This is a genomic window from Streptomyces sp. SID10853, assembly GCF_010548145.1.
Taxonomy (GTDB): Bacteria; Actinomycetota; Actinomycetes; order Streptomycetales; family Streptomycetaceae; genus Streptomyces.
Genome location: NZ_JAAGLN010000263.1, coordinates 1 through 9,263 on the forward strand (window position 1 = coordinate 1; position 9,263 = coordinate 9,263).

The window sequence follows — 9,263 nt, forward strand, 5'->3', positions numbered from 1 at the left end:
CGGCCGGGACGGTCTTCTTGACGGCCTTGCTGCCGGTGTCGCCGGCCATGCCGGTGGTGGTCCGGGCCGCACCGTCGACGGAGTTGCCCAGGCCGGCGCCGTCGAGGGCGGTCACGCCGCCCAGGTTCGGGGTCTGCGGGAGTTCCGCGGCGCTTGCGACGCCGGCCGCACCGACCACGGGGGCCGCGCCCGCCGCGATCAGCAGCGCGGTACGGGCGATCCGACGGGTCAGGGAGAGGGACATGGTGCTCCTTGAGCGGGAGGGGACTTGACTGTCCGGCGTTCGGACGCTGTGACAACCGCTCGGGGGGAGGGGGAAGTTGCGGTGACCCCGGGTAAAGAGTCTGCAATGTGTCGCATTATCGGTTTCGGATAAAAACGGACAAACGGTAGTGCGTCGATATGTCTGCTGAACCGTCACTTCCCAGGGGCCCCATGGGGTCACCGACGTGCGGTCCGGGGGCCAGGAGAGGCTGTGGAAGGCGCGCCCGGCGAGCCGAGGGGAGCCGCTTCCGGGTGACACGCCGTGCATCTGTACGGGGCGGTTCGGGGCCGCTTCAGGAGCGTGGCGGGGAGGTCACTCCGTGAGCGGCGACGGTCGGCGTTACTCCGTGAGCGTGGCACGGACGTCACTCCGTAAGTGCGGCGACGGACGGCGTCACTTCGTGAGCGTGATGCGGACTTCCGTGCCGCTCCGGCCGTCGCTCCGCGACGCCGACGCGGCCTGCACGGTGTCCGTCCTGTGCCAGGGCGCGTGGTTCGTCGACGCGGTCCACTCCTGGCCCGCGTAGGAGACCTGCCTGATGTGCAGCGCCGCCGAGTTGGCCACCGCCCAGTGCGCCAGCTCCCAGCCGCGCTGCTGCGCCGACGCGCCCGTACCGGACGCCCCGCCGGCCCGCCCCGCGGCCGTACGGACCGGCAGCAGCACCTCCGACGGCTTCGCCGCCTTCCCGGCGGGCAGCACCCCGGGCCCGAAGTCCCGCTTCAGCGCCGCCCGCACCGTGGCCGTGTCGCCCGCGAGGCTGCTCTTCGTCGCCGCGCAGGAGAACGAGGCGGGCGCCCGGCCGGTCAGCGCGGCCGCGAGCAGCGTGGCGTCCGGCTCGTGCTTCGCGTACGCCTGCGGGAAGCCGCTGCGCTGGACCTCCTGGGCGGCGACCGTCAGCGGCAGCTGCGTGTAGCCGTGGATCTTCTTGAGGTGGTCGTAGAACTTCCCCGCCGCGTAGACCGGGTCCATGACCTGCTCGGCCGTGCCCCAGCCCTGTGAGGGCCGCTGCTGGAAGAGGCCGAGGGAGTCCCGGTCGCCGTGGTCGAGGTTGCGCAGCCCGGACTCCTGGAGCGCGGTCGCCAGCGCGATGGTCACCGCGCGCTGCGGCATGCCGTGCGAAGTTCCCACCGCGGAGATGGTCGCCGCGTTGACGGCCTGCTCCGGGCTCAGCCGGTAGCTGCTCCCGTCACCGGCCTGCGCGGTGCAGCGGGGGCCGCTGCCGCCTCCGCTGATGTACTGCACCAGGACATAGCCCGCCAGCGCCAGCAGTACAGCGAGGGCGGCCACGATCCGGAAGAAGCGACCGCGGCGTCGCGCGGCAGTGGGCTGGGGCACAGGCCACACCGTACTGGAGCCGGGTTAGGGTCTGAGCCATGTCAGAGACCCCGCTTGACCTCACACTCGACGCCCCGGCCCTGACCGCACAGCTGGTCGATTTCCCGTCCGTGAGCGGGACCGAGAAGCCCCTCGCCGACGCGGTCGAGGAGGCCCTGCGGGCCCTGCCGCATCTGACCGTCGACCGGTACGGCAACAACGTCGTCGCCAGGACGCGGCTCGGCCGCGCCGAACGGGTCGTGCTGGCCGGGCACCTCGACACCGTGCCGATCGCGGACAACGTCCCGTCGCGGCTCGACGAGGACGGCGTCCTGTGGGGCTGCGGCAGCTGTGACATGAAGTCGGGCGTCGCCGTACAGCTGCGGATCGCGGCGACGGTACCCGAACCCAACCGGGACCTCACCTTCGTCTTCTACGACAACGAGGAAGTCGCGGCCGAGCTCAACGGCCTCAAGCACGTGGCCGAGGCGCACCCCGACTGGCTCGCGGCGGACTTCGCCGTGCTGCTCGAATCGTCCGACGGCGATGTCGAGGGCGGCTGCCAGGGCACGCTCCGCGTCATCCTGCGCACCAAGGGCGAACGCTCCCACTCGGCGCGCGCCTGGATGGGATCCAACGCGATCCACTCCGCCGCCCCGATCCTGGCCAGGCTGGCCGCGTACGAGCCGCGCAAGCCGGTGATCGACGGGCTGGAGTTCCACGAGGGCCTCAACGCCGTACGGATCGAGGGCGGCGTCGCCAACAACGTCATCCCGGACGCCTGCACGGTGGTGGTCAACTTCCGTTACGCGCCCGACCGCAGCGAGGAGCAGGCGCTGGCGTACGTGAAGGAGTTCTTCGCGGACTGCGACATCGACGAGTTCGTCGTCGACGACCACACCGGCGGCGCGCTGCCCGGACTCTCGCACCCGGCGGCCGCGGCCTTCATGGCGGCGGTGGGCGGCGAGGCCCGCCCGAAGTTCGGCTGGACCGACGTGTCACGCTTCAGCGCGCTCGGCGTTCCCGCAGTGAACTACGGCCCGGGGAACCCGCTGCTCGCGCACAAGCGTGACGAGCGGGTGGAGATCACGAAGATCTCACAGACCGAGGAACGACTCCGCTCCTGGCTGACGGCCTGAATTTCCTCATTCGTCACATGTGCAGACCTAGGCTGTGTGAACACGCACAGCGGAGGGAGCACAACATGGGCAACCCTGAGGGAGCACCGGCGCCTGAGGAACAGCGGCTCGGCCCGGTGGTGCGCCGCCGGGACCAGGTCCAGGCCGGCACCACCGACCAGCGGCTGCTCGACACCCCGGAGAAAGGCTCCGCGGACTGGCTGCACACCGACCCCTGGCGGGTCATGCGGATCCAGTCGGAGTTCGTGGAGGGCTTCGGCGCACTGGCCGAACTGCCCAGCGCGATCAGCGTTTTCGGATCGGCCCGCACCGCGCCGGGTTCCCCGGAGTACGAGGCGGGGGTGCGGATCGGCCGCGCGCTGGTCGACGCGGGCTTCGCGGTGATCACCGGCGGCGGCCCCGGCGCGATGGAGGCGGCGAACAGGGGCGCCAGGGAGGCCAACGGAGTCTCGGTCGGGCTCGGGATCGAGCTGCCCTTCGAGCAGGGCCTCAACCCGCACGTCGACATCGGTGTGAACTTCCGCTACTTCTTCGTCCGCAAGACGATGTTCGTGAAGTACGCGCAGGGCTTCGTGGTCCTGCCCGGCGGCCTCGGCACCCTGGACGAGCTGTTCGAGGCACTGACCCTGGTGCAGACCCGGAAGGTGACCCGGTTCCCGATCGTGCTCTTCGGTACGGAGTACTGGGGCGGCCTGGTCGACTGGCTGCGCGGCACGGTCGTGGCGCAGGGCAAGGCGTCGGAGCGCGATCTGCTGCTGTTCCACGTCACGGACGACGTGGACGAGGCAGTGGCCCTGGTGACCAAGGAGACCGGGCTGTAGGGCCCGTGTGACGGTGGGGCCGTATCCGCGAGCCCCACCGTCCCGGTTACGCCGCCCCCGTCACGCCAGCCCCCGCCGGGCCACCGCGGGCGCCCGGTGGCCCGCGATCGTCGCGACCATGTCCAGCACCTGCCGGGTCTCGGCCACTTCGTGCACCCGGTACACCTGCGCCCCCAGCCACGCCGAGACCGCCGTCGTGGCCAGGGTCCCGAGCAGCCGCTCCTTGACCGGCTTGTCGAGGGTCTCGCCCACGAAGTCCTTGTTGGACAGGGAGACCAGAACCGGCCACCCCGTCGCGGTCATCTCGCCCAGCCTGCGGGTCGCCTCCAGCGAGTGCCGGGTGTTCTTCCCGAAGTCGTGACCGGGGTCGATCATGATGCCGTCGGGCCTGACGCCCAGCGCGACCGCCCGCTCCGCGAGACCGACCGTGACCCGCAGGATGTCGTCCATCACATCGTCGTAGGTGACCCGGTGCGGCCGGGTGCGCGGCTCGGCGCCGCCCGCGTGCGTACAGACCAGGCCCGCGCCGAACCGGGCGGCCACAGCGGCCAGTTCGGGGTCGACCCCGCCCCACGCGTCGTTCAGCAGATCCGCGCCCGCCTCGCACACCGCCGCGCCGACGTCGTGGCGCCAGGTGTCCACGCTGATCACCACATCGGGGTGGCGCCGCCGCACCTCGGCGACGAAACCGACCGTGCGCCGCGCCTCCTCCTCCGCACTCACCTCATCGCCCGGGCCCGCCTTCACCCCGCCGATGTCGATGATGGCCGCCCCTTCGGAGACCGCCTGCTCCACGCGCGACAGCGCGGGCTCGTCGCGGAAGGTCGCCCCCTGGTCGTAGAACGAGTCCGGCGTCCGGTTCACGATCGCCATGATCACCGGTTCGTGCGCATCGAACTCGCGCCGTCCCAACCGCAGCATCCGCCTGCTCCTCCAGCCCTCTGAGTTCACCGCCGAGTCGCCTGCGACCCTAACCGCCGGCTACGCATGGCACGATCGGACCCGCACGGTTCCGCTATCCGGGGAGAGGCTCACTCGTGTTCTGGTTCTTGCTGATCGCGATGGTCGTGGTGGTCGCCGCGGTCACTCTCGCGGTGATCGGCGGCGGCGACGGCGCCGTCCTGTCCGATGTGTCCCCCGAACTGCCCGTCGATCCGCTGCCCGCAGCCCGGCCGGTGGGGCGCGCGGACATCGAGGCGCTGCGGCTGCCCATGGTGGTGCGCGGCTACCGGATGGCCGACGTGGACGACGTGCTGGGCAGGCTGGGCGCCGAACTGGCCGAGCGCGACGCCCGGATCGCCGAGCTGGAAGCGGCGCTCGCCGGGGCCCGCGCCACGGCCGTCAGCGACGACGGCCCCGGGCGATGAGCCCGGACGCCGTCCCGGGAGACGACGGGAAGCTGCGCTGTCCATGGGCGGTGTCCACCGATGACTACGTCGCCTACCACGACAGCGAGTGGGGCCGTCCGCTCCACGGCGACGACGCGCTGTACGAGCGGCTCTGCCTCGAGGCGTTCCAGTCGGGTCTCTCCTGGATCACCATCCTGCGCCGCCGCGAGGGGTTCCGTAAGGCGTTCTCCGGGTTCGGCATCGCCGCGGTGGCCGCCTTCACCGACGCCGACCGGGACCGGCTGCTCGCCGACCCCGGCATCATCCGCAACCGCGCCAAGATCGACGCGAGCCTCGCCAACGCCCGGGAACTCGTGGGCTGGGAGCCGGGCGAGCTCGACGCTCTGATCTGGTCGTACGCCCCCGATCACGCCACCCGCCCGGCGCCCCGCCACGCCGCCGACATCCCCGCCGTCACGCCGGAGTCCACGGCGCTGGCCGGGGAACTCAAGAGACGCGGCCTGCGCTTCGTGGGCCCGACCACGGCCTACGCCCTGATGCAGGCGTGCGGCCTGGTCGACGACCACCTGGCGGACTGCTTCGCCAGAAGGACCCCCGGAAGGACCTCGGGAAGCACCCAGGGAAGGGCCCCGGCGGGCGGCTGACCCGCGCCGGGCCCCAGCTCGTCGGTGGCCGACCCGCGCCGAAGCCGCTCAGCGCCCCAGATACCGCGGCTTCGTCTTGCCGACGAAAGCCTCCACCGCGATCAGGTGGTCCTCCGACGCGCCCGCACGTGTCTGGAGTTCGTCCTCCTTCGCCAGCGCCTCGCGGAGCGGGTGGCCCGCCCCGTACGCGAGGGACTCCTTGATCGCGGCGTACGCGACCGTCGGCCCATCGGCGAGCGCACGGGCCACCGCCAGCGCCTCCGACGCCAGATCGGCCTCCGGCACCAGCTTGTTGGCGATGCCCAGGTCGTACGCCTCCTGCGCGCCGAACGAGCGCGGGAACAGCAGCAGATCGGCCGCCCGGCTCTGGCCGATCAGCCGCGGCAGCGTCCAGGAGACGCCGGAATCGGCGGTGAGCGCGACACCCGCGAACGACGTGGTGAATTTCGCGGTGTCGGCCACGACCCGGTAGTCGGCGGCGAGCGCGAACCCGAGGCCCGCCCCCGCGGCGACGCCGTTGATCCCCGCGACGACCGGCTTCGGCATCTCCGTGAGGGCCCGCACGATCGGGTTGTAGTGCTCCTGCACGGTCGACATGGTGCGCCTGGTGCCCGCCTCGCGGTCGGCCGTCAGCGAGGAGATGTGCTCCTTGAGGTCCTGCCCGACGCAGAAGGCGCGCCCGGTGGCGGTGAGCAGTACGGCCCGTACCTCCGAGGCGGCCGCCGCGGTCTGCACCGCGTCCCGCAGGGCCACTTTCGCCTCGGTGTTCATCGCGTTCATGGAGTCGGGACGGTTGATGGTGACCGTCGCGAGTCCGTCGGTCACCTCGTAGAGCACGGTGTCCGCCATGGGGCCCTCCACTGCTGGGTGTCGGCTGCTGATGGTGCTGATTCGTCGTCCGCAGCTCAGCATGCCGGAGATCATCGGCGGCGAACATGTGACCTGCGTCAAACAATGCCGGCCGGGATGGGCGTGTGAAGCGGCGCAGTATCGCAGGGGGAACGCCGAATTGAGTGGTTTTGAGGAAGTGCGTTGCGCAAGCGATGCAGACCGATGTTGGTCATCGGGTCCTCGGATGCGGGATAATGGCTGGGAAGCAATATGTTCGATGCCGGTGACACCTGGGTTGTCGGCTGCGATGAGCTGGTTTCAGGAAGGGGAACGAGCATGGCGGCCATGAAGCCGCGGACGGGCGACGGCCCGCTCGAGGTGACCAAGGAGGGGCGGGGCATCGTCATGCGCGTTCCGCTCGAAGGCGGCGGACGACTTGTTGTCGAGCTGACTCCGGACGAGGCCGATGCACTCGGCGACGCGCTGAAGAAGGTCGTCGGCTGACGCGGACGCCCCCAATGTTCTCTCCACTGCCCCGGCTCCGGCCGGGGCAGTGGTGTTTGGTGTGCCGGGGGAGGGCCGCTGGTCAGCGCAGGCGGACGGCGCAGAGCAGCCCGTCGCCGACCGGGAGGAGCGAGGGCAGCAGCTCCTGGCTCTCGCGCACCGTGCGCAGCAGGTCCCGCAGGTGCAGTACTTCGGCGGGCTGCGCGGCGGAGTCGACCGTGCGGCCGTCGGCGAAGACCCCCTCGAAGCAGACCAGTCCGCCGGGCCGCAGCAGGCGCAACGATTCAGCGAGCACATCGAGCGACTCGAGCCGGTCACCGTCGCAGAACACGAGGTCGTAACCGCCGTCCGCGAGCCGCGGCAGTACGTCGAGAGCCCGGCCGGGAATGAAGCGCGACCGGTTCGCCGCGAATCCGGCCGAGCGGAACGCCTGCCGGGCGAAGCCCTGGCGCTCGGGCTCCGGGTCGACCGTGGTCAGCACGCCGTCGGGCCGCATGCCCTGGAGCAGATAGATGCCCGATACGCCGGTCCCGGTGCCGATTTCGGCCACCGCTTTGGCGTCCGTGGTGGCGGCGAGCAGCCGCAGTGCCGCACCGGTGCCGGGCGAGACCGAGGGCAGCCCTGAGTCGCGGGCCCGGTCGCGGGCCCAGCGCAGGGCTTCGTCCTCGGCGACAAAAGCGTCGGCGAAGGCCCAGCTCGTCTGCCGGTTGGCGGTAATGGCCCTCTCCTGTCCCCGTAGTTGGCGCACTCGTGACTGTATCCGCTGCGCCCGGGAACCCGCAGATGGGACCGGGCGTTGTAAGAGGGCAGGGGGGATGCGGATGTACGAGGATTCCGGCAATCAGTCTTATCCGGAGCTAACGGGCGAGGTGACTATGGTAGGTGCTCCACTGGACACCACCAGAGCCGACAGGGGAGGTGCGGCTGCGCCTGTGGATCGGGGAGGAGTGCTGCGGCGCTTTCTCAGGTCGGCGGGTGAGCCGAAATCCGTGACCGACATTGCTGACAGCTCCAGCGCTGCTGACTCCGTACAGACCGCGACCTTCGCCTCAGACGCGGACGCGCAGACATGGACTCCGCCCTCGTGGGAGGAGATCGTCAGCACGCACAGCGGCCGGGTCTACCGGCTCGCCTACCGCCTGACCGGCAACCAGCACGACGCCGAGGACCTCACCCAGGAAGTCTTCGTCCGCGTCTTCCGCTCGCTGTCGACGTACACCCCGGGCACCTTCGAGGGCTGGCTGCACCGCATCACCACCAACCTCTTCCTGGACATGGTCCGCCGTAAGCAGCGGATCCGTTTCGACGCCCTCGGGGACGACGCAGCCGAGCGGCTGCCGAGCCGTGAGCCGTCGCCGCAGCAGGTCTTCCACGACACCCACTTCGACGCGGACGTCCAGCAGGCGCTGGACACCCTCGCCCCGGAGTTCCGTGCGGCCGTGGTGCTCTGTGACATCGAGGGCCTGTCGTACGAGGAGATCGCGGCGACGCTGGGCGTCAAGCTCGGCACCGTCCGCAGCAGGATCCACCGCGGCCGTTCCCACCTGCGCAAGGCGCTCAAGCACCGTTCGCCCGAGGCCCGCCGTGCCGAGCAGCGCGCGCTGGCCGGGGTGGCACCCGGCCTGGACGGAGAGGATGGGACCGCGTGAGTGGATCCAGTCCGACCCCGGCCGAGCAGCACCTGGGGGACCGGCTCGCCGCACTGGTCGACGGTGAGCTGAAACACGACGCCCGTGAGCGGGTGCTCGCGCATCTCGCCACCTGTGCGAAGTGCAAGAGCGAGGCGGACGCGCAGCGCCGGCTGAAAAGCGTCTTCGCCGAGACCGCGCCCCCGCCGCCGTCCGAAGGACTGCTCGCCCGCCTCCAGGGGCTGCCCGCAGGACCCGGAGGCGACGACCCCGGCCGGCGCGGACCGTTCGGCGGCCGCTTCGCCGACGAATTCTTCGGACCCGCCAGGCCGTCCGACGGGCGCCCGTCGGACCCGCGGGTCGACACTTTCGGCTATGTGCCCGAAGGACCCCACGCCACCACGCTGCCGCCCGGCGGACCCGACAGCGGATTCCGGATCCATCCCGTCGGCCATCCCGTGAGCCGGAGCGACCAGGAGCGGTCGGCCTGGCGCGGCCGGAGGTTCGCCTTCGCCGCGGCCAGCGCGGTCTCACTGGCGGCCATCGCACTCGGCGGCACGCTGCCGTTCGACGGGGCGGGCGAATCCCCGGCGCACACCGACGGCCCGCCCAACAGCGTGACCCCGATGAGCGCCACGGACCCGGTCGGTATCGGCGACCCTGACCCGCACCGCCGTCGCACCGCCCATGGCCTCCCGGCGGACCGCAGCGGACGGCCCCCGGTCCTGCCCACCGCCTTCGCCGCGCGGCACTCGGCGTCCGCCACCG

10 protein-coding genes and 2 pseudogenes are annotated in these 9,263 nt (G+C 71.4%); 7 read left to right on the forward strand and 5 right to left on the reverse strand.

Going from position 1 to position 9,263, the window contains the following annotated elements; translation table 11 throughout:
- Positions 1 to 244: pseudogene (locus G3I19_RS37070) on the reverse strand (ATP-binding protein); the annotation flags it as partial.
- 414 nt (positions 245 to 658) lie between these two features.
- Positions 659 to 1,600 carry a heavy metal transporter gene (locus G3I19_RS31205; RefSeq protein ID WP_203600721.1) on the reverse strand — a complete coding sequence of 314 codons (942 nt, stop codon included), beginning with the start codon at positions 1,598 to 1,600 and terminating at the stop codon, positions 659 to 661.
- Between the two features lie 38 nt (positions 1,601 to 1,638).
- Here G3I19_RS31205 and dapE point away from each other — a divergent pair, with 38 nt between their 5' ends.
- Positions 1,639 to 2,718: a succinyl-diaminopimelate desuccinylase gene (gene dapE / locus G3I19_RS31210; RefSeq protein ID WP_164267081.1), complete on the forward strand. Its 1,080-nt coding sequence runs from the start codon at positions 1,639 to 1,641 to the stop codon at positions 2,716 to 2,718.
- Positions 2,719 to 2,783: 65 nt separating this feature from the next.
- Positions 2,784 to 3,539 carry a TIGR00730 family Rossman fold protein gene (locus G3I19_RS31215; RefSeq protein ID WP_164267082.1) on the forward strand — a complete coding sequence of 252 codons (756 nt, stop codon included), beginning with the start codon at positions 2,784 to 2,786 and terminating at the stop codon, positions 3,537 to 3,539.
- Between the two features lie 60 nt (positions 3,540 to 3,599).
- Here G3I19_RS31215 and folP read toward each other — a convergent pair whose 3' ends face one another.
- Entirely contained in the window at positions 3,600 to 4,460 is an 861-nt protein-coding gene (folP, locus tag G3I19_RS31220) for a dihydropteroate synthase (protein ID WP_164267083.1), read from the reverse strand.
- A gap of 116 nt (positions 4,461 to 4,576) precedes the next feature.
- Between folP and G3I19_RS31225 the strand changes: the two are divergent.
- Both G3I19_RS31225 and G3I19_RS31230 read left to right on the forward strand, forming a co-directional pair.
- Positions 4,577 to 4,879: pseudogene (locus G3I19_RS31225) on the forward strand (DivIVA domain-containing protein); the annotation flags it as partial.
- Between the two features lie 23 nt (positions 4,880 to 4,902).
- Positions 4,903 to 5,532, forward strand: coding sequence for a DNA-3-methyladenine glycosylase I (locus G3I19_RS31230; RefSeq protein ID WP_164267085.1), 630 nt, complete (start codon positions 4,903 to 4,905; stop codon positions 5,530 to 5,532).
- Positions 5,533 to 5,580: 48 nt separating this feature from the next.
- On the opposite strand, the gene G3I19_RS31235 is transcribed toward G3I19_RS31230, so the two are convergent.
- On the reverse strand, positions 5,581 to 6,381 hold the full coding sequence (locus G3I19_RS31235) for an enoyl-CoA hydratase-related protein (protein ID WP_164267086.1): 801 nt from the start codon (positions 6,379 to 6,381) through the stop codon (positions 5,581 to 5,583).
- A 318-nt stretch (positions 6,382 to 6,699) separates the two neighbouring features.
- Between G3I19_RS31235 and G3I19_RS31240 the strand changes: the two genes are divergently transcribed.
- Positions 6,700 to 6,867 carry a DUF3117 domain-containing protein gene (locus G3I19_RS31240; protein WP_003966491.1) on the forward strand — a complete coding sequence of 56 codons (168 nt, stop codon included), beginning with the start codon at positions 6,700 to 6,702 and terminating at the stop codon, positions 6,865 to 6,867.
- A gap of 82 nt (positions 6,868 to 6,949) precedes the next feature.
- Here the strand turns inward: G3I19_RS31240 and G3I19_RS31245 are convergent, their stop codons facing one another.
- Positions 6,950 to 7,615 carry an O-methyltransferase gene (locus G3I19_RS31245; protein WP_164267087.1) on the reverse strand — a complete coding sequence of 222 codons (666 nt, stop codon included), beginning with the start codon at positions 7,613 to 7,615 and terminating at the stop codon, positions 6,950 to 6,952.
- 127 nt (positions 7,616 to 7,742) lie between these two features.
- On the opposite strand from G3I19_RS31245, the gene sigE reads away from it, so the two are divergent.
- A complete protein-coding gene (sigE, locus tag G3I19_RS31250) occupies positions 7,743 to 8,516 on the forward strand; it encodes an RNA polymerase sigma factor SigE (RefSeq protein WP_203600723.1) in 774 nt (257 codons plus the stop codon).
- Positions 8,513 to 9,263, forward strand: a 751-nt coding sequence (locus G3I19_RS31255) for a zf-HC2 domain-containing protein (RefSeq protein ID WP_164267088.1), incomplete at its 3' end; no start/stop codon positions are given. The genes sigE and G3I19_RS31255, both read left to right, overlap by 4 nt.

What these genes read in the sequence shown, in the direction of transcription:
- folP (WP_164267083.1), bottom strand. Translation starts at nt 4,460, where the DNA reads ATGCTGCGGTTGGGACGGCGCGAGTTCGATGCGCACGAACCGGTGATC.
- G3I19_RS31235 (WP_164267086.1), bottom strand. Translation starts at nt 6,381, where the DNA reads ATGGCGGACACCGTGCTCTACGAGGTGACCGACGGACTCGCGACGGTC.
- G3I19_RS31240 (WP_003966491.1), top strand. Translation starts at nt 6,700, where the DNA reads ATGGCGGCCATGAAGCCGCGGACGGGCGACGGCCCGCTCGAGGTGACC.
- G3I19_RS31215 (WP_164267082.1), top strand. Translation starts at nt 2,784, where the DNA reads ATGGGCAACCCTGAGGGAGCACCGGCGCCTGAGGAACAGCGGCTCGGC.
- sigE (WP_203600723.1), top strand. Translation starts at nt 7,743, where the DNA reads ATGGTAGGTGCTCCACTGGACACCACCAGAGCCGACAGGGGAGGTGCG.
- G3I19_RS31230 (WP_164267085.1), top strand. Translation starts at nt 4,903, where the DNA reads ATGAGCCCGGACGCCGTCCCGGGAGACGACGGGAAGCTGCGCTGTCCA.
- dapE (WP_164267081.1), top strand. Translation starts at nt 1,639, where the DNA reads ATGTCAGAGACCCCGCTTGACCTCACACTCGACGCCCCGGCCCTGACC.